The sequence below is a fragment of the Pantoea sp. E2023-21 genome (assembly GCF_051302795.1).
In the GTDB taxonomy this organism is placed as follows: Bacteria; Pseudomonadota; Gammaproteobacteria; order Enterobacterales; family Enterobacteriaceae; genus Pantoea; species Pantoea ludwigii_A.
Genome location: NZ_CP195344.1, coordinates 1,899,709 through 1,925,533 on the forward strand (window position 1 = coordinate 1,899,709; position 25,825 = coordinate 1,925,533).

Below are 25,825 nucleotides of genomic sequence, written 5' to 3' on the forward strand. Positions count from 1 at the left end.
CCCGCTCATCAATCTTTAAATCACCAGCAGCAGCGCCAGCACCACAACCGCGCCAACACTCATCGAAGCCACGTACCAGCGCAAATAGCCGTTTTCGCTCACCACCAAACCTTTGTTACCAATGCGCGACAGCAGCGCAGGCAAGTTCATCAGTGAGTTAAGCGGATCGCGCTTCAGTAACCAGGCAATGCCGAGATAAGGTTTTACAAACACCTTGTCATACAGCCAGTCGAAGCCCCAAGCCGCGAACCACCATGTACCGAAGAAACGACCCGGCGCGCTGTTGGCAATGCTGGTCACCAGCTGACGCTTACCCAGCCACAGCGCTGCAGCAATCAGGATACCGACAATAGCAACCACGCCTGAGGTGATTTCCAGCATCACTTTGCCGCCTTCACCAAACTCGTTCTGTGGCAATACGCCCGCCAGAGGAGGCGTAATCAGCGCACCAATAAAGGTGGAAAGCACCATCAGAACAATCAGCGGCAGGTGATGCGTAATGCCTTTACCGGCATGAGCATGAATTTTCTCTTCACCGTGGAACACGATAAAGATCATGCGGAAGGTGTAGATCGAGGTAAGGAATGCACCTACCAGACCCGCCACCATCAGATTGATGTGACCATTCGCCAGCGCACCAAACAGGATTTCATCTTTACTGTAGAAACCTGCGGTGATCAGCGGTAATGCTGCCAGCGCGGCGCCACCCACCAGGAAACAGACATAAACCAGCGGGATACTCTTACGTAGTCCGCCCATTTTGAAGATGTTCTGCTCATGATGGCAGGCCAGAATTACCGAGCCTGAAGAGAGGAACAGCAAGGCTTTGAAGAATGCATGCGTCATCAGGTGGAAAATCGCCGCGTCCCATGCCTGCACGCCGAGTGCGAGGAACATGTAGCCGATCTGGCTCATGGTTGAGTAAGCCAGCACGCGCTTGATGTCGGTTTGTACTAGCGCAGCAAAGCCTGCCAGCACCAAGGTAACCGCACCAATGATACCGACCAGATGCAGCACTTCCGGCGTTAACAGGAACAGACCGTGCGTGCGTGCAATCAGGTAAACACCGGCGGTCACCATGGTCGCGGCGTGAATCAGTGCCGAAACCGGTGTTGGACCCGCCATCGCATCCGCCAGCCAGGTTTGTAACGGCAGCTGAGCAGATTTACCGACCGCACCACCCAACAGCATCAGGGTTGCCCACTGCAGCATATGGTTGTCAGCGGCAAAGTGCGCAGGCGCCAGTTCAACCAGTTCGCGGAAGTTCAGCGTGCCCAGTTCGTTGTAAAGGATGAACAAGGCGAACGCGAGGAACACGTCACCAACGCGGGTGATGATGAAAGCTTTCATCGCCGCTTTGCCGTTATCTGGATTGCTGTAGTAGAAGCCGATCAGCAGATAAGAGCACAGGCCCACGCCTTCCCAGCCGAGATACATCAGCATCAGGTTATCGGCCAGCACCAACACCACCATGCTCGCAATGAACAGGTTGGTATAAGCGAAGAAGCGTGAATACCCTTCTTCACCACGCATGTACCATGAAGCGAACATGTGGATGAAGAAACCGACACCGGTCACCACTGACAGCATGGTCAGTGAAAGACCGTCCAGCACCAGATTCACTTTGATATCAAAATTGCCGACGTGAATCCAGGTCCACAGCGCTTGCGTGAACGGCTGCTGGCCTTGGTTGAAGAAGTCGAAACCGGCGTAGATCGTTGTTAATGCAGCCAGACCTACCGAGCCCATGCCGACCGCTGCCGACAGGTTCTCCGACCAGCGGCCGCGTGAAAACGCTAATAGCAGGAAGCCAATCAGCGGAAATAATACGGTTAAATAGAGAAGATTCATCCGCGCATCTCGCTCACTGTGTCAATGTTCAGCGTCTGACGACGACGATAGAGCTGGAGCAACAGCGCCAGACCGATACTCGCTTCCGCCGCCGCAAGGCTGATCGCCAGAATGTACATCACCTGGCCGTCAGCTTGTCCCCAATAGCTGCCCGCTACCACCAGCGCTAAAGCAGAGGCATTGATCATGATTTCCAGACCAATCAGCATAAACAGAATGTTACGACGCAGCACCACGGAGGTCAGGCCGAGAACAAACAGCACAGCGGCCAGCATCAGGCCGTGTTGTAACGGGATCATGCGTGATCCTCCTTATTCGCTTGCGCATCAGCTTGACGATTGCTCAGCACTTCGCCGTGACGATCTTCACGTCCAATATGGAAGGCCACTACCAGACCAGCGAGCAGCAGCATCGATGCCAGCTCAACCGCCAGAACATAAGGACCAAATAAGCTGATACCGACCGCCTTGGCATCGATGACGGTGCCATCAATGCCCTGATCTTGCGCGGTGCTGATGGCGTAAATCATGATTGCCAGCAGCAGTAAAGAAACGATGCCCGGACCAATCCACAGCGATGGTTTCAGCCACTCGCGTTCTTGATCCTGCTGGGTTTTCCCCAGGTTCAGCATCATCACCACGAAAACGAACAGCACCATGATGGCGCCAGCGTAGACGATGATTTCCAGTGCGCCAGCAAAATAGGCGCCCATTGAGAAGAACACGCCTGCAATCGACAGTAGCGACACAATCAGGTACAGCAGCGCATGTACCGGATTGGTGTGCGTGATGACGCGCAGAGTCGTCAACACTGCCACCAGTCCGCAAAGATAAAACGCAAATTCCATACCTGGCTCCTTAAGGTAACAACCCTTTGACGTCGATCGGCTTGGCTTCGTTTTCCGCTTCGCCCTTCTCTTTTCCGTCGATCGCCATACCAGCCATACGATAGAAGTTGTACTCCGGATATTTACCCGGACCGGAAATCAGCAGGTCTTCTTTCTCATACACCAGATCCTGACGCTTAAACTCACCCAGTTCGAAATCGGGAGTAAGCTGAATCGCGGTCGTTGGGCAAGCCTCTTCACACAGGCCGCAGAAGATGCAGCGTGAGAAGTTGATGCGGAAAAACTCCGGATACCAACGTCCATCTTGCGTCTCGGCTTTCTGCAGTGAGATACAGCCAACCGGACATGCGACTGCACACAAGTTACAGGCCACACAACGTTCCGCGCCGTCCGGATCGCGCGTCAGCACGATACGGCCACGGTAACGCGGCGGCAGATAAACCGGCTCTTCCGGATACATTTGGGTTTCGCGCTTGGCGAAGGCATGCATGCCTATCATCCAGATACTGCGCACTGTCGTGCCGAAGCCAACGACAATATCTTTTAAAGTCATCTCAATGTCCCTTACTGCGCGGTGTACAGAATCACTGCGGCGGTCGCCAGCAGGTTCAACAGCGTCAACGGCAGACACACTTTCCAGCCGAACGACAGCACCTGGTCATAGCGTGGACGCGGCAGCGCAGCACGAATCAGGATAAACATCACCATAAAGAACGCTGTTTTCAGAGCGAACCAGATGAATGGCGGCAGGAATGGACCGTGCCAGCCACCGAAGAACAGCGTAACGATCAGCGCTGACACGGTGGTGATCGCCACGTATTCACCGACGAAGAACAGGCCGAATTTCATACCGGCATATTCGATGTGATAACCGTCCGCCAGTTCCTGTTCTGCTTCTGGTTGGTCAAACGGGTGACGGTGACATACCGCAACACCTGCGATGCAGAAGGTGAGGAAGCCGAAGAACTGAGGAATGATGTTCCACAGATGCGCCTGGCTTTCGACGATGGCATTCATGTTGAACGAGCCGGCCTGCGCCACCACGCCCATCAGTGACAAACCAAGGAACACTTCGTAGCTCAGCGTCTGAGCCGACGCACGCATCGCACCCAACAGTGAGTATTTGTTGTTACTCGACCAGCCAGCGAACAGCACCGCATACACCGCAAGACCCGCCATCATCAGGAAGAACAGCAGACCAATGTTCAGGTCAGTAACCATCCACGTTGGCGAAACCGGTACAATGGCGAAGGCCAGCAACAGCGATACAAAGGCAATAACCGGTGCCAGCGTAAAGATGAAGCGGTCGGTAAACGGCGGAACCCAGTCCTCTTTAAAGAACATTTTGATCATGTCGGCAGCCAGCTGCAGCGAGCCGCCCCAACCAACACGGTTCGGTCCATAACGGTTCTGCCATAAGCCGAGCAGACGACGCTCGGCGAAGCTCATGAAAGCACCGCAACCCACAACCACCAATAAGATGACCAGTGCTTTGCCGATGTTGATCAGGATTTCAATAACGTCCGGTGTCAGCCAACTCATTGCGCGGCCTCCTGCAGTTTGTCAATTTGCGCACCTGAGAGGAACGGCGGCACGCCCGGCATGCCGAGCGGTAAACCCACCTGCCCTGCTTGCAGCGACGCAGAGAAACGTACCGGCAGGCGCAGTGTTTCGCCCGCACAGACCAGCTCAACAGAAGAACCGTTATTGACGCCCAGTTTCTCAGCATCTGCCGGGTTAATCACCAGCGTGGCCGGTGACATGCGTTTCTGGAAGGTGGTTGAACGCTGAGTCATCTCCTCGCTACCAAACAGTTGATAGTAAGGTGCGACGCGCCACTGGCTGCCCTCAACAAAGCTTTCCGGGATGGCGGTAAACCATGGCAGTGAGCGATCGCTGGCTTCAAACAGACGCACGCCTGGATCACCATGACGCAGTTTGCCGCCCACTTCAGCCTGGAACTTGTTCCATGCCTGCGGTGAGTTCCAGCCTGGCGCCCAGGCAAATGGGATCTGTGAACGCGGTGCGCTTGGTTGGTTGTTACCTTCCATGGAGAAGGCAAACATGGTGTCTTTATCTTGCGGCTGACGCGGTTCATGCACGCTGATGTTGGCACGCATCGCGGTACGGCCACTGTTTCGGTGCGGTGAACGCGCCAGTTTTTGTCCACGAATACGGAAGCTCGCGTCTGGCGCGGCATCTTTAATGCCTTTCAACTGTGGCAGCGCCGCAACGGTGGCATCAATCACATGATCGAGCTGCGTCCAGTCGATGTGACGGCTTTCAACCGCGCTGTGCAGCGAACGCAGCCAGCGCCAGCTCTCCAGCATCACCACGCTGTCGTCGTAGTAAGACGGATCGTAAACCTGGAAGAAGCGCTGCGCGCGGCCTTCGTGGTTAATCGAGGTGCCATCACTCTCCGCGAAACTGGCGGTGGAGAGAACCAAACCGGCTTTTTCCAGCGTTGCGGTACGTTGATGATCGACCACAATCACGTTGGCGGTAGTATCCAATGCCGCATCCACGTTGGCTTTTGGCGCATGACGATAGAGATCGTTTTCCAGCACCACCAGCGCATCGGCTTCGCCTTTGCTCAGCTGTTCCAACGCGCTATCCAGCGATTGACCGCCCATCAGGCCGAGGCCAAAGCTGTTCGCCGCACCCGCGAGGAAGGTAATACCCACATCGGCACCGCGCGCTTTCAGGGCTTTCGCCACGTTGGCTGCCGCTTCAATCATCGCGATGCTACCGGAATGGGTACCGGAGATAATCAGCGGTTTTTTCGCCCCCGCCAACGCCTGAACGACCACATCAACCTTGCCGTTCAGTTTGCTGTCGAAGCCGCTTACTGCCGGCGCGCTTTCATCCAGTGCATTAGCAATGGCGAAGCCGAGACGCGCCTGATCTTCCACCGGTGCGCGATAGCTCCACGCAGCAATATCATCGAGTCGGGTTTCATCCACGTTCGTCACGAACAGCGGGTGCTTGGCATGCTGACCGATGTTGAGGATGGCCGCGATCTGCCAGTCAGCCACTTTCTGCGCTGCGGCCATCTCGCGTGCTTTGCCTTTGACTGCCTGACGCACAGACAGCGCCACGCGCGCGCCAACCTGAGTCAAATCTTCACCCAGTACCAGCACCGCATCATAGCTTTCAATTTCGCGCAGTGATGGCGTGTAAATGCCGCCGTCCTGCAAGACTTTCAGCATCAACTCCACGCGGGCCTGTTCACTTGCTGGCATACCGGTGGAGAAGTTTGCAGCGCCGACCAGTTCACGCAACGCGAAGTTGCTTTCAATACTGGCACGCGGAGAACCGATACCGATCACTTTTTTCGCCCGACGCAGCACATCCGCCGCCGCATTCACCGCTTGTTCAGCATTCAGGCTGACCCAATCATTGCCGCGTTGCTGGACTGGATGGCGTGGACGATCTTTGCGGTTAACGTAGCCGTAACCAAAACGACCGCGATCGCACAGGAAATAGTGGTTCACGCTGCCGTTATAACGGTTTTCGATACGACGCAATTCGCCGTAGCGCTCGCCTGGGCTGGTGTTGCAACCCACGCTGCACTGCTGACAGATGCTTGGCGCAAACTGCATATCCCATTTACGGTTATAACGTTCGGAGTGCGTTTTATCAGTAAATACGCCGGTCGGACAGATTTCCACCAGGTTACCGGAGAATTCGCTTTCCAGCGTGCCATCTTCCGGACGACCAAAGTAGACGTTGTCGTGAGCGCCATAGACGCCGAGATCTTTGCCATCGGCATAATCTTTGTAGTAACGCACGCAGCGATAACAGGCGATACAACGGTTCATTTCATGAGAAATGAACGGGCCGAGATCCTGGTTCTGGTGGGTACGCTTAGTGAAGCGATAACGACGGAAACTGTGTCCGGTCATTACCGTCATGTCTTGCAGGTGGCAGTTGCCGCCCTCTTCACACACTGGGCAATCGTGCGGGTGGTTGGTCATCAGCCATTCCACCACGCTTTCACGAAACTCTTTCGCTTCGCCATCGTCGATGGAAATAAAGGTGCCGTCTGACGCTGGTGTCATGCAGGACATGACAAGGCGACCGCGGGTATCTTCGGCATTCTGGAATTGCTTCACCGCGCACTGGCGGCAGGCCCCTACGCTTCCCAGCGCCGGATGCCAGCAAAAATAAGGAATATCAAGGCCCAGAGAGAGACACGCCTGTAACAGGTTGTCCGCTCCGTTCACATCATATTCTTTACCGTCTACATGGATTGTAGCCATAGTGAACATGCTTCCGTAAGGCTCGCCCTAAGACGAGCGTTAAACATCTAATTCTTTCTTCACGCTAATACGCGCGAGGCGAGTTCCGTGTACGGCGGCTGATTACCAGCGCGCTTTCAGCAGGTTCGGCTGAATACCACCGATGGCTCGGGTATTACCAAACACCTGCGGCGCAATGCCGGCTTCAAACTCTTCACGGAAATATTTAATCGCGCTCTGCAATGGCTCGACGGCACCCGGTGCGTGGGCACAGAAGGTTTTGCCTGGTCCAAGCTGGCGGCAGAGTTGCTGCAGGGTTTCGATATCACCCGGCTGACCTTTCTTCTGCTCCAGCGCACGCAGGATCTTCACGCTCCATGGCAATCCATCACGGCACGGCGTACACCAGCCGCAGGATTCGCGCGCAAAGAACTCTTCCAGGTTACGCACCAGCGAAACCATATTGATTTCGTGATCGACCGCCATCGCCAGCGCGGTACCTAAACGGCTGCCGGCTTTGCCGATGCTGGCAAATTCCATTGGCAGATCGAGATGCTGATCGGTGAGGAAGTCGGTTCCTGCGCCGCCTGGCTGCCAGGCTTTGAACTTCAAACCATCGCGCATGCCACCGGCATAATCCTCGAGGATTTCACGAGCCGTGGTACCGAAAGGCAGTTCCCAGACGCCGGGATTTTTCACGCGGCCGGAAAAACCCATCATCTTGGTGCCGGTGTCTTCGCTGGTAGAGATGTTTTTGTACCAATCAACGCCGTTAAGGAAAATAGCTGGCACGTTCGACAGCGTTTCCACGTTGTTGACGCAAGTTGGCTTGCCCCACACGCCGGCACTGGCCGGGAATGGCGGCTTAGAGCGCGGGTTAGCGCGGCGACCTTCCAGCGAGTTGATCAGTGCTGTCTCTTCGCCGCAGATATAACGACCTGCACCGGTGTGAACGATCAGTTCAAAATCAAAACCGGTGCCGAGAATATTTTTGCCGAGGTAGCCCGCTTCGGTGGCTTCAGCAATCGCGCGACGCAGATTCACTGCCGCTTCGATGTACTCACCACGTAAGAAGATGTAGCCACGATAAGCTTTCAATGCGAACGCACTGATCAACATGCCTTCCACCAGTTGGTGCGGCAGTTGTTCCATCAGCAAGCGGTCTTTGTAGGTGCCCGGTTCCATCTCATCGGCGTTACACAGCAGGTAACGGATGTTCATGGATTCGTCTTTCGGCATCAGACTCCACTTCAGGCCGGTGTTAAAGCCCGCACCACCGCGACCTTTCAGACCAGAATCTTTTACCGCCGCGACGATTTCGTCCTGACTGAAGTCTTTCAGCGCTTTTTCTGCACCGACATAACCGTTTTTACTGCGATATTCATCGATCCAGATTGGCTGCTTGTCGTCACGGAGACGCCAGGTCAAGGGATGCGTTTCGGCAGAGCGAATGATCTGTTTAATGGTCATTGATACTGCTCCAGCAAGTTGCCGATGCCTTCTGGCGTCAGATGAACGTGAGTATCTTCATCCACCATCATGGTTGGCCCTTTATCGCAGTTACCGAGGCAGCAGGTTGGCAGCAACGTAAAGCGTCCATCCGCCGTGGTTTGGCCTGGCTTGATGTTCAGCTTCTGCTCCAGCGCAGCCTGAATGCCCTGATAACCGGTGATGTGACACACCACGCTGTCACAGTAGCGAATGACGTGACGGCCCACCGGCGTGCGATAGATTTGGCTATAGAAAGTAGCCACGCCCTCAACATCACTGGCTGGAATACCCAGAACGTCAGCGATAGCGTGAATTGCACCATCGGGCACCCAGCCACGCTGTTTTTGCACGATCTTCAACGCTTCGATCGAAGCGGCGCGTGCATCTTCATAATGGTGTTTTTCGTGCTCGATAGCGTGATGTTCAACCTCGCTCAGCACGAAGACCTCAGTTGGGTCGATAGTGTGAATAGCAATCTTTTGATCGTGCATAATTAGCGGTCCACGTCTGACATAACAAAATCGATACTACCGAGGTAAACGATCAAGTCGGATACCAGGCTGCCGCGGATCACCGATGGGATCTGCTGCAGGTGCGGGAAGCTCGGCGTACGCACGCGGGTGCGGTAGCTCATGGTGCTGCCATCGCTGGTCAGGTAGTAACTGTTAATCCCTTTGGTCGCCTCAATCATCTGGAAGGATTCGTTAGCCGGCATGACCGGACCCCACGAAACCTGCAGGAAGTGAGTGATCAGCGTTTCGATGTGCTGCAGCGTGCGCTCTTTCGGCGGCGGCGTGGTCAGCGGGTGATCGGCTTTGAACGGGCCTTCAGGCATGTTGTTCAGACACTGTTCCAGAATGCGCAGTGACTGCCACATCTCTTCCATTTTCAACTGAACGCGGGTGTACGCATCGCTGATGCCAGCGCCAACCGGGATTTCGAAATCAAAGTTCTCGTAACCTGAATACGGGCGCCATTTACGCACGTCAAAATCTAAACCGGTGGCACGCAGACCTGCGCCGGTGGTGCCCCACGCCAGCGCTTCATCCATATTGTACGCAGCAACGCCTTGCGAACGGCCCATCAACACGGTATTGCGCAGTGCGGCTTTGTCATACTCTTTAAGACGCTTCGGCATCCAGTCGAGGAAATCGCGCAACAGACGTTCCCAGCCTTTCGGCAGATCATGCGCTACGCCGCCGATGCGGAACCATGCCGGATGCATACGAAAACCGGTAATCGCTTCAACCACGTCATAGATTTTCTGACGATCGGTAAAGGCGAAGAACACCGGCGTCATCGCACCGACGTCCTGAATAAAGGTGGAGATGTAAAGCAGGTGACTATTGATGCGGAACAGCTCGGACAGCATCACGCGGATGACATTCACGCGATCCGGTACGGTAATGCCAGCCAGCTTTTCTACCGCCAGCACGTACGGCATTTCGTTCACGCAGCCGCCGAGATATTCGATGCGGTCGGTATACGGAATGTAACTGTGCCAGGATTGGCGCTCGCCCATCTTCTCAGCACCACGATGGTGATAGCCGACATCCGGCACGCAATCGACGATCTCTTCGCCATCTAGCTGCAGAATGATGCGGAAGGCACCGTGCGCAGACGGGTGATTTGGACCCAGGTTAAGGAACATGAAGTCTTCGTTGGTGGTGCTGCGCTTCATGCCCCAGTCTTCAGGTTTGAAGGTCAGCGCCTCCATCTCCAGATCTTCTTTCTGCTTGGTCAACTCAAAGGGATCGAACTCGGTGGCGCGTGCTGGGTAATCTTTACGCAGCGGATGACCTTCCCACGTCTGTGGCATCATGATGCGCGTCAGATGTGGGTGACCATTAAACGTGATACCAAACATCTCCCAAGTCTCGCGCTCATACCAGTTGGCGTTGGCGAAAATTTTGGTGATGGTTGGCACATTCAGATCGTTTTCAGACAATGCGACCTTGAGCATGATGTCGCGGTTGCGTTCAATCGAAAGCAGGTGATAGAAAACGGAAAAATCCGCAGCGGGCAAACCGGCGCGGTTAGTACGTAAGCGCTCATCAAAACCATGTAAGTCATAGAGCATGACATACGGTTTTGGCAGCTTGCGCAGGAATTCAACGATTTCTAAAAGTTGTTCACGCTTCACCCAGACGACCGGAATGCCGGTGCGGGTGGCCTGAACGGTAAAGGCATCTGGCCCAAAACGGTTACGCAGCTCGCCGACCACTGGGTCATCCAGATGATCGCGGGTTTGCCATGAAGGCTGTGCGAGATCTTGCGTGGTTAAATCAGTCATACGTTACTCACCATTCCGGCCTGTAATCAGGCGCTCAAAAGAAGGCGTCAGGATGGCGGCGCACATTAAATTGTGGTGTTCTGCTGCGGCCGTGGCTCCATCCGTGTACGGGAAGCTTATACTTCGTCTGGCGTTCTCAGATTGGTGACGGCAATACGCTCGCCACGTTTTCTTTCGCGCTCTGGCTGCATATTGGCGCGATAAACACCCTGGTCACCAACAACCCACGACAGCGGACGACGCTCTTTGCCAATCGATTCACGTAACAGCAGCAGTGCCTGCATATACGCTTCTGGACGCGGCGGACAGCCCGGAATGTAAACGTCAACCGGCAGGAATTTATCCACGCCCTGCACCACAGAGTAGATGTCGTACATGCCACCCGAGTTAGCGCAAGCGCCCATGGAAATCACCCATTTCGGCTCCAGCATCTGATCATATAAACGCTGAATAACCGGCGCCATTTTGGTAAACGGCGTTCCGGCAATCACCATGAAGTCAGCCTGACGTGGCGAGGCGCGCATAACTTCAGCACCAAAACGTGCCACGTCATGCACAGCGGTGAAGGATGTGGTCATTTCCACGTAGCAACAGGAAAGGCCGAAGTTATACGGCCAAAGAGAGTTTTTACGACCCCAGTTCACCATGTCATGCAGGGCGTGTTCGAGCTTGCCCATGTAAACGCTACGGTGAACATGTTGCTCCAGCGGATCAGTAACAATTTCCTGTTTCTGCAGAGGATAACGATCATTATCGCCGCCCCCGTTCGGGTCTACGCGTGTCAGCGTGTAGTCCATCTTATTGCCTCGCTTTTACTGCTTATGAGGGTTGGTGTGGCTGTGACTGACCGGGATAGATTTGACCACTACGCGACGACGCGCAGGAGCCCAATCCAGCGCACCAATGCGCACCAGATAAACCAGGCCTGCCAAGAGCACCAAAATGAAAATTGCGGCTTCGACAAAACCGACCCAACCGCTTTCGCGAATGGAAGTCGACCATGCGTATAAATAGAGGGCTTCAACGTCAAATATGACGAAGAACATCGCAACCAGATAGAATTTTGCAGAGAGGCGAATATGCGTGTCACCGACCGACTCAATACCTGATTCGAACGGTGTGTCTTTGTGCCGCGCACGTGCACGACCACCTAAAAGCCAGCCACCGGTCAACATAAAGGCACATAGGCCGAATGCGATCACGATAAAAACAATAAATGCCCAGTGATGAGCGATCACTTCTGTAGTTGTCGACATACTCTTTGCTTACTCATCAAAAGTGGTGATGGCATCCTGCACTGTTGCAGCAAACACACCACATCGATTCAAGGGAAGGATAAAAAACCTTATAAATTTTGCTGTCATTAGCAATAAAGCAGCAATTTTATAGGGGTTTTTACTCCTTTCTATAACCTTTTGTCAACTTTGACAAAAGTATCCAAACATTATTTTACAGCTGCATCATATTATTAACATTCAACCCCATAAGCGCCAGCTAAATCGCTTCAGTTTGTGAGGTTAATTTTAGTGTAGCGGGTATTCACATGCATGGATCGTGCATTTAACAATCATATTTTGACAGGTCTCGTCCGAGATTCCCCCCCCCTTATCAGGGGTATTTTTTTGATCTAAAGCACAGAACTGGGTTTTATGCTGCAAAAAACAGCGGAATGGACAGGCAAATGCCCTGGGAAAGTTGGCACGAATTGATAAAAACATTCCATGCCGGATAAAAATGGAACAAATTTCATTTTTAAGAATGCGAGTGAAATCTTTTTTAGAAAATCACGTCAGAAAAGGCCAGTTAAGTACCAAAAAAAAAGCCTTAGCAGGCTATCACCACGCTAAGGCTCATTTTTGTCTATTTTAACAATTAACTGATATTCCATTCGCGAGGAATTACCAGCAACTGTAATCCCTACTCTTCATCATCCAGCAACAGTGTACCGTCTGGATTTGCACTCAGGTTGTAAGGATCATTGGTGGACTGCATGGCGTTGAAAATGGCCAACGCCAGTTCGTTATCGCTATCCGGATTGCGGCACAGCAGATACTGAGTGTCAGGCAGGACAGGCAAACCTTCTGCCGCTCCCATAACACGCAGTTCTGGACTCATCATTTCCACTGGACGCGCGGTCACACCCAAACCAGCCTTAACCGCCGCACGGACTGCTGCCAGCGTGGAGGCAACATACGAGATGCGCCATGGAATCCCAGCCTCATTGAGGTGATCGATTGCCATATCGCGATACGGACTTGGCTCATCCAGCAGAACCAACGGAATGGCTTCTCCGCGCTGGAAAATATAATCCGCCGCGCAGTACCACAATGTTGGAGAAGTACGCAGTACCTGATGGGTAAAGTTTCCAGGACTGGACGTAGTCACTACCAGATCAACTTCACCTTGATTCAGCATTTCCATCATGAACGGGTTGCGCTTGACACGAACATCAATGGCCAGCTTCGGATAAACCGACGTTACGCGATTAAGCAGGAACGGCAGAATAGTATCTGAGGTATCATCTGAGGCGCCAATGGTCAGAACGCCCTGGATGTTGCTGTACATTAAAGAGGTGCAAGCTTCGTCATTAAAACGAAGGATTTTCCTGGCGTAACCCAGCAGTTGAATGCCATGCTCCGTCAGCAATTTATTACGTCCATGTCTGGCAAACAGCTCTTTACCTACCAATTGTTCCAGACGTTGCATCTGCTGGCTCACTGCTGACTGCGTTCTGCATACGGCGGCAGCGGCTGCTGCAAAAGTATTCAGATCGGCAACGGCAACAAATGTACGCAGCAGATCGAGGTCGAGATTCAGTATCGGACGATTTGCATTAGTCATGTTTTTTCTTCACTTATAAGATTTTTTAAAACTACTACCCTGGTGTATTACCCGACTTATCAAAGAGATAAGAGGCAATGGTGCTTAATGACAGCCCTGTGTGGAGCTGCCATAAAAAATTTTGTCAGGCGGATGCCGACGATCGCACCACTCTGATATCAGAGCAGCGTCGTCATTATAGACAGCAGAACTTCTGGGCAGAAAACGTAAGTCGTACAGGTGCTGGAAGCTGCGTAGTTGTCTATATATCCCGCGTAAAGTCCCTGCGGGTTAAAAAGAAATAACATCATGTTATGTAGATGCGAAGCGATAAAGTGCATCAAATAATAAATTATACTTAATCATTTTTACGCTATAAATGGAAATGTTTTTGTTCAAAACATCGCAATTTTTGACCAAAAGCCTTTTCGCACACATCCTGCCATAACACTGCTCTTTTTTTAAGCCCCCCAGGTTCTGAATCTTAAACCTCTGCGTTAAAGTTACAGCACAAATGCTATTTTACGCGTGTTTAACACCGGGTTAGCTCTGATGATGGTGCTTAATCCTGCCGTCAAAAAGTGAATGAGAATGAACTGTATTTAGTAACGCCAGCCAGAGCTTAAACACCACTGAACATTTATTCGCCATATAACAAGTTTCATTTAACTATTTCATTAGGTCGCTAATCTATTTTTAGGCCAATAGTCCCTGAAAAATTTCTGAATAGTCATCGCTCTCCATGGAAGAGGGCTTTTACACCCCAAATCCATCTTACCAGTGTTTAATCTCATCATTTTTCACATTAGTGGGTTAATGAACCAGATTAGTGGGATTTCAATGGTTTTTACGCCATGTGACGCTGGAAAAAATGGCAAACGCGCCAAAACCAAGCGCCGCCCTTCTTTTGTTAAGATGAGAAGAGTAAATTGGGCAAGTTTGATTTTCGGTGGCAGGTTAAAGGACTCTGCCCATAAAGGCGGTAACGATGAATTTTCAAATTGATAAATCCGGCAAGCTGGAAAATGTGTGTTATGACATCCGCGGGCCGGTACTGAAAGAAGCTAAACGTCTCGAAGAAGAAGGTAATAAAGTTCTCAAGCTGAATATCGGCAACCCTGCCCCGTTTGGTTTTGAAGCGCCTGATGAAATTCTGGTAGATGTCATTCGTAACCTGCCGAGCTCGCAGGGTTATTGCGACTCAAAAGGGCTGTATTCAGCGCGTAAAGCGATCATGCAGCATTATCAGGCACGTGACATGCGCGATGTGACCGTTGAAGACATCTATATTGGCAACGGTGTATCGGAACTGATTGTGCAAGCGATGCAGGCCCTGCTCAACAGCGGCGATGAAATGCTGGTGCCCGCACCTGATTATCCGTTATGGACGGCCGCAGTTTCATTGTCGAGCGGCAAAGCGGTGCACTATCTTTGTGATGAGTCAGCGGGTTGGTTCCCTGATCTGGATGATATTCGTAGCAAGATCACGCCGCGAACGCGTGGCATTGTCATCATTAACCCAAATAACCCGACAGGCGCGGTTTACAGCAAAGCGTTGCTGCTAGAGATTGTTGAAATTGCGCGCCAGCACAATCTGATCATTTTCGCCGATGAAATCTACGACAAGATTCTCTACGACGAAGCGCAGCACCATTCAATTGCAGCACTGGCACCCGATCTGTTAACCGTAACCTTTAACGGCTTGTCTAAGACCTACCGTGTGGCGGGCTTCCGTCAGGGCTGGATGGTGCTGAACGGTCCAAAGAAACATGCGAAAGGTTATATTGAAGGGCTTGAGATGCTGGCGTCAATGCGCCTCTGCGCCAACGTTCCGGCGCAACATGCTATTCAGACAGCGCTCGGGGGCTATCAAAGCATCAGCGAATTCATTGCGCCCGGCGGGCGGTTGTATGAACAACGTCAGCGTGCGTGGGAATTGATTAACGATATTCCTGGCGTCAGTTGTGTGAAGCCACAAGGTGCGTTGTACATGTTCCCGCGCATTGATGCCAAGAAATTCAACATCTTTGACGATCAGAAGATGGTGCTGGATTTCCTGTTGCAAGAGAAAGTACTGCTGGTTCAAGGTACCGCTTTCAACTGGCCGTGGCCGGATCACGTGCGCATCGTGACGCTGCCGCGCGTGGACGATTTGGAAATGGCCGTCAGCAAGTTTGGTCGTTTCTTGCAAGGGTATCGCCAGTAATATGTGACACCTGTATATCCGTCGTCATTCAAGTCCCCTCGTGGGGACTTGAATTATTTAGGGTATAGTTACCGTATTTCGGGGAGAGTTCACTCTCTCTGCCATGCGCACAGGAACCGTCCATGACTCGTAGCCATTTTTTTGCCCACCTTTCCCGTCTCAAACTGATCAATCGCTGGCCATTGATGCGCAATGTGCGCACCGAAAATGTCTCCGAACACAGCTTGCAGGTTGCGATGGTTGCCCACGCCTTAGCCATCATTAAAAACAAAAAATTTAATGGCAACCTGAACGCCGAGCGCATCGCCATGCTGGCGCTGTATCACGATGCCAGCGAAGTGCTGACTGGAGATTTGCCCACGCCAGTGAAGTACTATAATGCGCAGATCGCGCATGAATACAAAAAAATTGAGAAGATTGCGCAGCAGAAACTCATCGATATGCTGCCCCCCGAATTGCAGGATGCTTATCGCCCATTGATTGATGAACATTTGCACACTGAGAGTGAGCAATCCGTGGTGAAACAAGCAGATGCACTCTGCGCCTATGTGAAGTGTCTGGAAGAGCTATCGGCGGGCAATAACGAGTTTTTGCTGGCCAAAGCGCGTCTGGAAAAAACCCTGTCGCAGCGGCGATCGCCGGAGATGGATTATTTTGTCGAGGTATTTATTCCCAGCTTTAGCCTGTCGCTCGATGAGATTTCACAAGATACACCGCTATAAAAAAACGGGCCATATTGGCCCGTTACTTCATTCAGTAATAGAGAGCGTAAATTCGCCATCACTCTCTTTCCTCACCATTACAGGTTCGAGCGTAGCCACGCAGAAGGTCACTTCATTGAGGCGCGGCGCATCGGCAGGCGCGTTCATCGCAATCACTGCACTGCCAGCATCCAAACCTGAAAGTATGCCCGCAGGTGCATCCTCCACCACGACGCACTGCGTTGCTGAAAGCCCTAACCGTTCGGCACCCAACAGATAAGGCTCTGGATTCGGCTTACCGTGCTTAATGTTCTCAGCAGTAATAAATACGTCTGGCATCGGTAGATTGGCTGCTTTGTGGCGTGCGTGAGCGACCGGAATCGAACCTGAAGTCACAATAGCCCACGGGATCTGCAACTCGTTCAACGTGTTCAGTAACGCTAACGCACCGGGAATAGCCTGGACGCCTTGCGTGTCTTCCGCTTCTAAGCGTTCAAGCCAGAGAAATTCCGCCTGGATCGCTTCTTCCGATTGTCCTGCCATAAAATGGCGCAGCGAATTTATAGCAGGCTTCCCATGTATATAGCTCAGCACCTCTTCAGCCGAAAAGCCGTGACGCTCGCCCCACAGTGACCATGCGCGAACCACTGCCGGCAGTGAATCTACCAATGTGCCGTCTAAATCAAACAGAAAACCCTTGTACTTCACGCGTCGCTCCTTATTCAGGCATTGATAATCTGCGCGATTTCATTCGCGCTAAGATGATATTGACGCGGACAAGTGTGCCACACCGTTAGCATGCGTTGGTATTTTTCCCACATCGGCGTTTGGGCATTAAAGCCGTGCGTGCCGGAATCAAAGTGGGTATAGCGCCCTTCAACATTCACCATAAAGCGCACATAACCGAGATAACGTGCTTCAGTCGCGGCATCAAAGCCAAGAAAAGCCAGGCGACGTTCGTCAAGGGAGCTGGCATCTTTGAGATTCGACCAGGAAACATGTAGTGCGTGATGCATTTCCATAATATCGATGAGCAGGCGACAAGTCGCTTCGGTAAGCTCGCCAAATTCCTTATCCAGTTCACGTAACTGTAAGCCATAGCCGCGTTCAATGATGGTTTGATAACGACGATAGCGCTCAGCGTTATCGGGTTCGAGCATTGCCATCATTTTGTATTGATTGGAGAGGATGAGTCGTTGTGCGTGGGTCATTTCCATGGTTTGCTCCCGGACCTGAGCGGCCGCTTAAGATTTAAACAATGTAGAAATGATTACACAAGTTAAGTGATGCGTATCTGCCCGCATCACTTTTCTTTGATTTGAACCGGGATTTGGCTCAAATTCTCTGGCAGGTAAAAGCGTTAGCGGATCAAAGATCGTCGAGGAAAGTACGATCAAGCTGTTTAAAAGCGCGCTTTAATACATCGGCGAGCGACTGATACGTCGGCTTACCATCGACAGGAGCAATCGCCTGCCCCGCCTCTTCCAGTTTGGTACGCACTTCATGGAACCACTGCAGCAGCGTCGGCGGCAACGGCGTCACGGAACGTTTACCCAACCACCACAAACCTTGCATTGGCAGGCTGCAAGCAAACAACGCGGTGGCTATTGCTGGGCCAAGTTGTCCACCCAATGCGATTTGCCATGTAAGGGTGAAAATCGCCAGCGGCGGCATAAAACGAATGGCAAAGCGGGTTGCATTTACCACACGATTTTCGGGAAACACCGGCGCCAGGCGCTTGTCTGCAGGCCAGGTCTTCATGTATCGCTGTCCGCGCTGGAACAATCTGAACCAACCGGGATTGTCTGTCTCATTCGCCATGATAGACCTCAACTAAATCTGCAATATTTAAAATAAACCGATAACTACACAACTTTACGTGACATCCTTCAAAAGTTTTTGTCTTTGCGGGTGACAGTGAGTATTCTGACGCCGTTTCAATGACACTACCGGAAGCTTTAGTTCAATAAAAGAGCGGCCAGAGCCATGTTTTACTAAGTGCTTATCAAAAATAAGCGTAAAATCACCAAAATTTTTTGCAAGTCAGTGAGTTTTTGACTAGCACATGATGTTTATCATTAACCTACCAGCTTTCATGGGCTACGCTGTTAGTCTGATTGCGTTTTTTTTAGCCACTATTTAACCAAATAGGTACTTCCATGTCGACGAAGTTAGTTCTGGTTCTGAACTGCGGCAGTTCTTCACTTAAGTTTGCCATCATCAACCCTGTTACCGGTGACGAATACCTGTCCGGTTTGGCTGAGTGTTTCCATTTACCGGAAGCACGCATTAAGTGGAAACTGGATGGCAGTAAACAAGAAGCACAGCTTGGTGCGGGTGCGGCACACAGCGAAGCACTGAACTTCATGGTTAAAACTATTCTGGCACAAAAACCAGAGCTTTCGGCACAAATCGCTGCAATTGGTCATCGTATCGTTCACGGCGGCGAACAGCTGACTAAATCGGTCATTATCGACGAGTCGGTTATTCAGGGCATCAAAGATGCGTCTTCCTTTGCGCCACTGCACAATCCTGCACATCTGATCGGTATAGATGAAGCGCTGAAAAACTTCCCGCATCTTTCTGATAAAAATGTGGCGGTTTTTGACACGGCGTTCCATCAGACAATGCCGGAAGAGTCATATCTCTATGCTCTGCCGTACAAACTGTATAAAGAACACGGCGTTCGTCGCTACGGCGCACACGGCACCAGCCACTTCTATGTGACGCAGGAAGCCGCCAAAATGCTGAACAAGCCCGTTAGCGAATTGAACATCATCACTTGTCACCTCGGCAATGGCGGTTCAGTCTCCGCTATCCGCAACGGTCAATGTGTTGATACGTCAATGGGCTTAACGCCATTAGAAGGTCTGGTCATGGGCACCCGCAGCGGTGACATTGATCCTGCCATCATCTTCTTCCTGCATGACGCGTTGGGCATGAGCGTTGACGCCATTAACAAACTGCTGACCAAAGAGTCTGGTCTGTTGGGTCTGACTGAAGTCACCAGCGACTGCCGTTATGTTGAAGACAACTACGCCACCAAAGACGATGCCAAGCGTGCAATGGACGTCTTCTGCCACCGCCTGGCGAAGTATATCGGCAGCTACACTGCGCTGATGGAAGGTCGTCTGGATGCCGTGGTATTCACCGGTGGTATCGGTGAGAACGCCGCGATGGTGCGCGAACTGGCACTGCAGAAACTGGGCCTGCTTGGCTTTGACGTTGATCACGAGCGCAACCTGGCAGCACGCTTCGGCAAATCCGGCTTCATCAATAAGGAAGGCACTCGCCCGGCCGTGGTGATCCCAACCAACGAAGAGTTGGTGATTGCTCAAGACGCCGCGCGTCTCACCGCTTAAAAACACTTCTCTCCGTCAGCTTAGGCTGACGGAGTTGTTTTAGACAGTCTGCAACACCTGAGAGGTTTCTATCGTGTCACGTACAATTATGCTCATTCCTACCGGCACTAGCGTCGGCTTGACCAGCGTCAGCCTTGGCGTGATCCGTGCCATGGAGCGCAAAGGCGTGCGCCTGAGCGTATTCAAGCCTATTGCCCAGCCACGTGCGGGCGGCGATGCGCCAGACCAAACCACCAGCATTATCCGTAAAAGCTCCGCGATTCCTGCTGCAGAACCACTGCAGATGTCACGCGTTGAGTCGCTGCTGGGCTCTAACCAGCAAGACGTGCTGATGGAAGAGATCATTGCCAACTACCACGCGAACGCAAAAGACGCCGAAGTGGTACTGGTTGAAGGACTGGTACCCACGCGCAAACATCAGTTTGCTTCCGCGCTGAACTATGAAATCGCTAAAACCCTGAACGCCGAAATCGTCTTCGTGATGGCGCTAGGCAACGATTCTCCGGCGCAGCTGAAAGAGCGTATCGAACTGTCGCAGAGCAGCTTCGGCGGCAGCAAGAACAAAAACATCACTGGCGTGATCATCAACAAACTGAATGCGCCGGTGGATGAGCAAGGCCGTACGCGCCCGGATCTGTCAGAGATTTTTGATGACTCCTCTAAAGCCAGCATCGCCAACATTGATCCTAAGCAGCTGTTTGCCAACAGCCCGCTGCCGGTGCTGGGTTGTGTGCCATGGAGCTTTGACCTGATCGCCACCCGCGCCATCGACATGTGTCGCCACCTGAATGCCGACATCATTAACGAAGGTGAGATCCAGACGCGTCGTGTGAAATCGGTGACCTTCTGTGCACGTAGCATTCCACATATGCTGGAGCACTTCCGTCCGGGTTCACTGCTGGTCACTTCCGCCGATCGTCCTGATGTACTGGTCGCCGCTTGTCTGGCCGCAATGAACGGCGTGGAAATCGGTGCGGTGTTATTGACCGGTGGTTATCAAATTGAAGCGCCGATTGCGCGCCTGTGCGAACGTGCGTTCCAGACCGGTTTACCGGTATTCATGGTGAAAACTAACACCTGGCAGACGTCGCTGAGCCTGCAGAGTTTCAACCTTGAAGTCCCTACTGACGATACGCAGCGCATTGAGAAAGTGCAGGAGTACGTTGCCAGCTTCATCAATGAAGATTGGGTTGAATCACTGACCGCAACGTCTGAGCGCAGCCGTCGTCTCTCTCCACCTGCATTCCGCTACCAGCTTACCGAGCTGGCGCGCAAAGCCGGCAAACGTATCGTGCTGCCAGAAGGCGACGAACCGCGTACCGTCAAAGCGGCGGCGATTTGCGCCGAACGCGGCATCGCCACCTGCGTACTGCTGGGCAACCCGGACGAGATTCAGCGTGTTGCTGCGGCCCAGGGTGTTGAACTGGGTAAAGGCATCGTGATCGTTGACCCAGAAGTGGTACGTGAAAATTATGTGCCACGTCTGGTTGAGCTGCGTAAGAGCAAAGGCATGACCGAAGTGGTCGCGCAGGAGCAGCTGGAAGATAACGTGGTGCTCGGCACCATGATGCTGGAGAGTGGCGAAGTTGACGGCCTGGTATCCGGCGCGGTTCACACTACTGCGAACACCATTCGCCCGCCGCTGCAGTTGATCAAAACCGCGCCAAACAGCTCACTGGTCTCTTCCGTGTTCTTCATGCTGCTGCCTGAGCAGGTTCTGGTGTATGGCGACTGCGCCATCAACCCGGATCCGAACCCGGAACAGCTGGCAGAAATCGCGATTCAGTCGGCCGATTCAGCCAAAGCCTTCGGTATCGATCCACGTGTGGCGATGATCTCCTACTCAACCGGTAATTCGGGTGCCGGTAGCGACGTTGAGAAAGTGCGTGAAGCAACGCGCATCGCTCAGGAAAAACGTCCTGATCTGGTAATCGATGGTCCGTTGCAGTACGACGCCGCGATCATGGAAGACGTTGCGAAATCCAAAGCGCCAAACTCGGCGGTTGCCGGTCGCGCTACCGTGTTCATCTTCCCGGATCTGAACACCGGCAACACCACCTACAAAGCGGTACAGCGTTCTGCCGACCTGATCTCCATCGGACCGATGCTGCAAGGCATGCGTAAGCCGGTGAATGACTTGTCGCGCGGCGCACTGGTTGATGACATTGTCTACACCATTGCCCTGACGGCGATTCAGTCGCAGCAAGCAGAAGGTTAATCCCTCTCGCTAAAAGCAAAAAGGCGCCAATTGGCGCCTTTATTACAGCTGCAGCGGGATTTACGCTTCGCTGCTCTGCTTACGACGTGCGGCATCGCTGTTACGGCTCAGCCACAACGACAGCGCTTTAAGCGAATCATCGGTAAACTCATCGCAGCGCGCAGTAATCTCTTCCGGCGTCATCCAAAAGATCTCATCTACTTCCTCTTCCTGCATTGCGAACGGGCCATGTGAGACGCAGCTGAACAACCCGCCCCATACGCGGCAATGCTGATCTTCGAAGTAGAACTGTCCGTGTTCGGCGAACGGAACGGCAGCGATACCTAATTCCTCTTCCGCTTCACGACGAGCAGATTCCAGCAGGTCTTCCCCGCTCTGCACTACGCCACCGGCAGTGGCATCAAGCATACCCGGCATGAAGTCTTTAATTTCAGTACGACGCTGCACCAGAATTTTGCCCATGCCATCATGCACCACAATATAGGTGGCGCGATGACGCAGACACTGCGCACGCATCTGCGCACGGCTGGCCTGCGCAATGACTTCGTTCTCTTCGTTAACGATATCAACCCACTCGATACCGTCACCTGCCGTTTGATCCACCATCCGTAACCCTTTTCTGTTTTCGGCGTGCCCAGCACGCGCCTGTTGTCATGCTTTATTAGAATCTGCCGTAAGGTAAAGCGTTCTTTTCGCCATCGCAAGGCGCATCGTGCTCAGCGTGTTTTACCGGATTCCGCTAACCAGAGTTGCACCGAAGCACGCTGCCACTGGAACTCAGCATAATGTTGCAGTTTCACCGGAAGCGCATCACCGTGCAGCGCGAGACGATTGATCATCACGGCTAAATCGGTATCCGCAATCGACCATTCGCCAAACAGGTTTTGCTGTCCATCGGGTAACAGTCGCTGCACCGCCGAAACCAGTTTGCTGGCGGCCTGCTCACCCGCTGGCGTGAGCGCTGCAAAGCGTTCTCCGGCAAACAGCACTTCGGTAGGACGCTCAGAACGCAGCGCCATTAAATCGCTGCGCAGCCACGCCTGTACTTCGCGCGCATGCGCACGTTTCTCGCGGTCGCGGGGATACAGTCGCTCGAACTCTGGCGCCGGGAAACGCTCTTCCAGATACTCGGCAATCGCTGAAGATTCCGTCAGCACCACATCATCAATTTGCAGTGTAGGCACGCGGCAGGTTAGAGACAGCGCGCGGTAATCATCATGCCACTGCGCGTTTTGTGATAAATCGACGCGTTTAAGCGTGAAGGGAATGCCCTTCTCGGTTAGCGCAACATAAACCGACATGGCGTAAGGGCTGAAAAAGCAAGAATCTGACCACAACGTAATGGATGGATAATTCATTGGCTGCCTCAGGAAAGCGTCAGGTGTGCATCATGTTTACCGATTTTTATTTGCTAAGGCAATGGTGCGCTGGTCGGATCTTTACCCGCTAAGGCCAGCGCTGACTACGCCTTTTTATTCATAAGCGTAAGCCCTGTCACGCTGCAAGCACGCTTCTCTTCTATGCTCAATCTGAGCAGATAAAAAATGACAAGGAGGCTCAACATGCATTTACTTATCACCGGCGGTACCGGCCTGATTGGCCGCCATCTGATCCCGCGCTTATTGCAACTCGGGCATCAGGTGAGCGTCGTCACGCGCGATGTCGCTGCGGCACGCGAGAAGCTCGACGCCAATGTGGCGCTGTGGTCCGGCATCAATCAGCAAACCGATTTAAATGGCATTGATGGGGTGATCAATCTCGCGGGCGAACCGATCGCGGATAAACGCTGGACCGAACAACAGAAACAGCGACTCTGCGAAAGTCGCTGGCAAATTACCGAGCAGCTGGTATCGCTGATTCACGCCAGCAGCCAACCACCACAGTTTTTGATTTCCGGCTCGGCTACCGGTTTTTACGGCGATACCGGCGATCTGGTGCTGACCGAAGACGATCCTGGGCACGATGAATTTACCCATGCGTTGTGTGCACGCTGGGAGCAACTGGCATTAACAGCGCAAAGCGATCGTACACGCGTTTGCCTGCTGCGCACCGGCGTGGTGCTGGCAAAGGAAGGCGGCGCGTTATCGAAGATGAAGCTGCCGTTTAAGCTTGGCGTAGGCGGCCCGATTGGCAGCGGTAAACAGTATTTACCGTGGATTCACCTCGACGATTTGGTTAACGCGATACTGTGGTTAATCGATCATTCTGAACTGCGCGGCCCGTTCAACATGGTTGCGCCCTACGCGGTCCGCAATGAACAGTTTGCCGCCACGCTCGGGCATGTGATGCATCGTCCGGCCTTTATGCGCACGCCCGCCAGCGCCATCAAGCTGATGATGGGCGAATCAGCGGTGTTGGTGCTCGGCGGCCAACATGTGTTGCCAAAGCGGTTAGAAGAGTCAGGGTTTGGTTTTCGCTGGTACGATTTAGAAGAAGCGTTGCGGGATGTCGCCGGTTAGCCAGGTCGTTGTAGGGTCGCCATTTATGGCGACCTGGCTCCATTAACTCCGCTGTTGCGCGACACGTGATTTCAACTCAACCGGTTCGCGAGTCTTTCCCGGCTGCGGCACGCGAATGATAAAGGTCAGCACCCCCGCAAAGAGATACAATCCGGTATACGCCCACACCACGCCTACAATATCGAAAAACGGCAGCATCACCGAAGCGATAGCGGGCGCAACAAAGTTACTCAACCCGGCCGACAGGTTGTAAATCGACACGGCCGCCCCTTTGTGATGTGGCTCCAGCGTCGGGAATACGGCGGTCATTGGCACAAAGGCCGCGACAAAAATCCCCAACATCACTGCAGGAATCAGCGCCACCCAGAAGTTATGTCCGGCATACAGCGGCAGGTAATAAAATGCCAGGCTGGAGATCGCCATGCCGAGGCAGCCAAACCAGCGCACCTGACGAATCCAACCCAGCTTCTCGCCCGTTATGCCCCAGAAGATGTTGGTAAAAATGGTGACGAAGAAAAACACCGCCCAGATTTGCAGCCACTCGGAAAGGGTGAAACCAAGACGATCAACGAACAGCAGTGGCATGATGATGGCAAAACCAAACAACGACAGCGTATTAATGATGCGAATCAAACAGGCATAAAACACGTGCTGATTGGTAAACAGAATGGTCACTGCCCGCGACATCTCCGTCATTTTGTCACGCAGCGGCAAATTGACGCGCGACCGGTCAACCGGCACATGGCGCAAACTGAAATAGGCCAGCACACCACCGCACGCCACCCAAATGATCGCCAGCCACAGCGTACCGGTTTCACCGAGCATCGGGATAGTGAGACTCGGCAAATAACTGCCGACCACGCCGATTCCAACCGAATACATCGCCCAAAACCAACCGGTAGCGGCCGCCAGTTTTTCGCGCGGTAGTACCTGCACCAGCATCATCATGAATGAATAGATAAATAGCGGATACGCCAGGCCGCGAATACCGTAAAACAGCACCATCAGCGGATAGTTACGCATTCCCAGGCCAAGCGACATAAACAGCGTGTGCATGACGATCCACAGTACGAAGCCAATCATCATCGCGCGCTGCGGTGTTATCAGTTCCGCCACCACGCCCGATGCCCACGCTGCCAGCGCCGCCGCCAATCCGTAGAAAGTAAACACCACCGCAGACTGCGCCGGGGTGAAGCCCATATCGGTAATATGGCGCGACAGGAATGCCATTTCGAAGCCGTCGCCTGCCATAAAAATAGCGATAGCGAGGAAGCCCCAAAACATCTTTTTCGGCAAGCCAAACCAGTAATCATTTGATTGCATCTCAATCATCCTC

Annotated in this window: 23 protein-coding genes; 5 read left to right on the forward strand and 18 right to left on the reverse strand. The window is 52.8% G+C overall.

The features are described 5' to 3' along the window. Window positions 1-15: 15 nt before the first annotated feature. The 12 genes from nuoL to lrhA form a co-directional block, all read right to left on the reverse strand. Window positions 16-1,851 carry an NADH-quinone oxidoreductase subunit L gene (gene nuoL, locus ACRQ84_RS08940; RefSeq protein WP_064739326.1) on the reverse strand — a complete coding sequence of 612 codons (1,836 nt, stop codon included), beginning with the start codon at window positions 1,849-1,851 and terminating at the stop codon, window positions 16-18. After that, on the reverse strand, window positions 1,848-2,150 hold the full coding sequence (gene nuoK, locus ACRQ84_RS08945; RefSeq protein ID WP_007889334.1) for an NADH-quinone oxidoreductase subunit NuoK: 303 nt from the start codon (window positions 2,148-2,150) through the stop codon (window positions 1,848-1,850). The genes nuoL and nuoK overlap by 4 nt, the downstream gene beginning before the upstream one ends. After that, the gene (gene nuoJ / locus ACRQ84_RS08950; protein WP_064739327.1) at window positions 2,147-2,698 is read right to left on the reverse strand and encodes an NADH-quinone oxidoreductase subunit J; all 552 of its coding nucleotides are present in this window, start codon (window positions 2,696-2,698) and stop codon (window positions 2,147-2,149) included. The genes nuoK and nuoJ overlap by 4 nt, the downstream gene beginning before the upstream one ends. A gap of 10 nt (window positions 2,699-2,708) precedes the next feature. Further along, window positions 2,709-3,251, reverse strand: a complete 543-nt coding sequence (gene nuoI, locus ACRQ84_RS08955) for an NADH-quinone oxidoreductase subunit NuoI (RefSeq protein WP_007889332.1) — start codon at window positions 3,249-3,251, stop codon at window positions 2,709-2,711. A gap of 11 nt (window positions 3,252-3,262) precedes the next feature. Then, window positions 3,263-4,240, reverse strand: a complete 978-nt coding sequence (gene nuoH, locus ACRQ84_RS08960; RefSeq protein ID WP_008105140.1) for an NADH-quinone oxidoreductase subunit NuoH — start codon at window positions 4,238-4,240, stop codon at window positions 3,263-3,265. Beyond that, entirely contained in the window at window positions 4,237-6,960 is a 2,724-nt protein-coding gene (nuoG, locus tag ACRQ84_RS08965) for an NADH-quinone oxidoreductase subunit NuoG (protein ID WP_483817792.1), read from the reverse strand. The genes nuoH and nuoG overlap by 4 nt, the downstream gene beginning before the upstream one ends. A gap of 102 nt (window positions 6,961-7,062) precedes the next feature. Then, the gene (nuoF, locus tag ACRQ84_RS08970; RefSeq protein ID WP_196762349.1) at window positions 7,063-8,403 is read right to left on the reverse strand and encodes an NADH-quinone oxidoreductase subunit NuoF; all 1,341 of its coding nucleotides are present in this window, start codon (window positions 8,401-8,403) and stop codon (window positions 7,063-7,065) included. A 2-nt stretch (window positions 8,404-8,405) separates the two neighbouring features. Next, window positions 8,406-8,921 (reverse strand): NADH-quinone oxidoreductase subunit NuoE, encoded by a 516-nt coding sequence (nuoE, locus tag ACRQ84_RS08975; RefSeq protein ID WP_064739330.1) that lies wholly within the window; start codon window positions 8,919-8,921, stop codon window positions 8,406-8,408. Between the two features lie 2 nt (window positions 8,922-8,923). Next, on the reverse strand, window positions 8,924-10,723 hold the full coding sequence (gene nuoC / locus ACRQ84_RS08980; RefSeq protein WP_007889320.1) for an NADH-quinone oxidoreductase subunit C/D: 1,800 nt from the start codon (window positions 10,721-10,723) through the stop codon (window positions 8,924-8,926). A 116-nt stretch (window positions 10,724-10,839) separates the two neighbouring features. Next, the gene (locus ACRQ84_RS08985) at window positions 10,840-11,520 is read right to left on the reverse strand and encodes a NuoB/complex I 20 kDa subunit family protein (protein ID WP_007889318.1); all 681 of its coding nucleotides are present in this window, start codon (window positions 11,518-11,520) and stop codon (window positions 10,840-10,842) included. A 15-nt stretch (window positions 11,521-11,535) separates the two neighbouring features. Beyond that, window positions 11,536-11,979, reverse strand: coding sequence for an NADH-quinone oxidoreductase subunit A (locus ACRQ84_RS08990; protein ID WP_064739331.1), 444 nt, complete (start codon window positions 11,977-11,979; stop codon window positions 11,536-11,538). A gap of 661 nt (window positions 11,980-12,640) precedes the next feature. Then, a complete protein-coding gene (gene lrhA, locus ACRQ84_RS08995; RefSeq protein WP_007889314.1) occupies window positions 12,641-13,564 on the reverse strand; it encodes a transcriptional regulator LrhA in 924 nt (307 codons plus the stop codon). Between the two features lie 967 nt (window positions 13,565-14,531). Here lrhA and ACRQ84_RS09000 point away from each other — a divergent pair. Both ACRQ84_RS09000 and yfbR read left to right on the forward strand, forming a co-directional pair. Beyond that, complete coding sequence (locus ACRQ84_RS09000; protein WP_064739332.1) at window positions 14,532-15,749, forward strand: pyridoxal phosphate-dependent aminotransferase; 1,218 nt, start codon at window positions 14,532-14,534, stop codon at window positions 15,747-15,749. A 122-nt stretch (window positions 15,750-15,871) separates the two neighbouring features. Beyond that, window positions 15,872-16,471, forward strand: a complete 600-nt coding sequence (yfbR, locus tag ACRQ84_RS09005) for a 5'-deoxynucleotidase (protein ID WP_064739333.1) — start codon at window positions 15,872-15,874, stop codon at window positions 16,469-16,471. Between the two features lie 27 nt (window positions 16,472-16,498). Here yfbR and ACRQ84_RS09010 read toward each other — a convergent pair whose 3' ends face one another. From ACRQ84_RS09010 to yfbV, 3 genes are all read right to left on the reverse strand, one after another. Further along, window positions 16,499-17,158 carry a sugar phosphatase gene (locus ACRQ84_RS09010; protein ID WP_483817793.1) on the reverse strand — a complete coding sequence of 220 codons (660 nt, stop codon included), beginning with the start codon at window positions 17,156-17,158 and terminating at the stop codon, window positions 16,499-16,501. 14 nt (window positions 17,159-17,172) lie between these two features. Further along, window positions 17,173-17,667, reverse strand: a complete 495-nt coding sequence (locus ACRQ84_RS09015) for a YfbU family protein (protein WP_064739335.1) — start codon at window positions 17,665-17,667, stop codon at window positions 17,173-17,175. 151 nt (window positions 17,668-17,818) lie between these two features. Then, on the reverse strand, window positions 17,819-18,271 hold the full coding sequence (gene yfbV / locus ACRQ84_RS09020; protein ID WP_064739336.1) for a terminus macrodomain insulation protein YfbV: 453 nt from the start codon (window positions 18,269-18,271) through the stop codon (window positions 17,819-17,821). A 338-nt stretch (window positions 18,272-18,609) separates the two neighbouring features. On the opposite strand from yfbV, the gene ackA reads away from it, so the two are divergent. Both ackA and pta read left to right on the forward strand, forming a co-directional pair. Further along, complete coding sequence (gene ackA, locus ACRQ84_RS09025; RefSeq protein WP_064739337.1) at window positions 18,610-19,812, forward strand: acetate kinase; 1,203 nt, start codon at window positions 18,610-18,612, stop codon at window positions 19,810-19,812. Window positions 19,813-19,885: 73 nt separating this feature from the next. Continuing rightward, window positions 19,886-22,030: a phosphate acetyltransferase gene (pta, locus tag ACRQ84_RS09030; protein WP_483817794.1), complete on the forward strand. Its 2,145-nt coding sequence runs from the start codon at window positions 19,886-19,888 to the stop codon at window positions 22,028-22,030. A gap of 60 nt (window positions 22,031-22,090) precedes the next feature. Here the strand turns inward: pta and yfcD are convergent, their stop codons facing one another. After that, window positions 22,091-22,636, reverse strand: coding sequence for an NUDIX hydrolase YfcD (gene yfcD, locus ACRQ84_RS09035; RefSeq protein ID WP_007889295.1), 546 nt, complete (start codon window positions 22,634-22,636; stop codon window positions 22,091-22,093). A 110-nt stretch (window positions 22,637-22,746) separates the two neighbouring features. Beyond that, entirely contained in the window at window positions 22,747-23,388 is a 642-nt protein-coding gene (yfcF, locus tag ACRQ84_RS09040; protein WP_483817795.1) for a glutathione transferase, read from the reverse strand. A gap of 204 nt (window positions 23,389-23,592) precedes the next feature. Here yfcF and ACRQ84_RS09045 point away from each other — a divergent pair, with 204 nt between their 5' ends. Next, window positions 23,593-24,489, forward strand: coding sequence for a TIGR01777 family oxidoreductase (locus ACRQ84_RS09045; RefSeq protein ID WP_483817796.1), 897 nt, complete (start codon window positions 23,593-23,595; stop codon window positions 24,487-24,489). A 42-nt stretch (window positions 24,490-24,531) separates the two neighbouring features. On the opposite strand, the gene ACRQ84_RS09050 is transcribed toward ACRQ84_RS09045, so the two are convergent. Further along, window positions 24,532-25,812 (reverse strand): MFS transporter, encoded by a 1,281-nt coding sequence (locus tag ACRQ84_RS09050; RefSeq protein ID WP_064739668.1) that lies wholly within the window; start codon window positions 25,810-25,812, stop codon window positions 24,532-24,534. Between the last annotated feature and the right edge of the window lie 13 nt (window positions 25,813-25,825).